This is a genomic window from Pseudoalteromonas sp. SIMBA_162, assembly GCF_046535955.1.
GTDB classification, from domain to species: Bacteria; Pseudomonadota; Gammaproteobacteria; order Enterobacterales; family Alteromonadaceae; genus Pseudoalteromonas; species Pseudoalteromonas marina.
Map to the genome: position 1 here is coordinate 1 of NZ_JAWJBQ010000929.1, position 247 is coordinate 247.

Sequence of the window (247 nt, forward strand, 5' to 3'; positions counted from 1 at the left end):
GGCGGTTTCATCGTCGGGATGATCGCGGGCATGTTCCGCGCATACGGACCGAAGGCGATGAACGTGCTCGCACAGGTCTATATTGAGTTGATTCGCGGCACGCCGATCGTCGTGCAGGTGATGTTCCTGTATTTCGCACTGCCGCTGCTCGCGCATATCCGCATCGACGGTCTGACGGCCGCGATCATCGCGATCACGGTGAATTCCGGCGCATATCTCGCGGAAGTGGTGCGCGGCGCGCTGCTGT

The 247-nt window shown here is 61.1% G+C and carries 1 protein-coding gene; it reads left to right on the forward strand.

The features are described from left to right. A partial coding sequence (locus R0J88_RS22425; RefSeq protein WP_410901231.1) for an ABC transporter permease subunit occupies positions 1-247 on the forward strand: 247 nt, incomplete at both ends.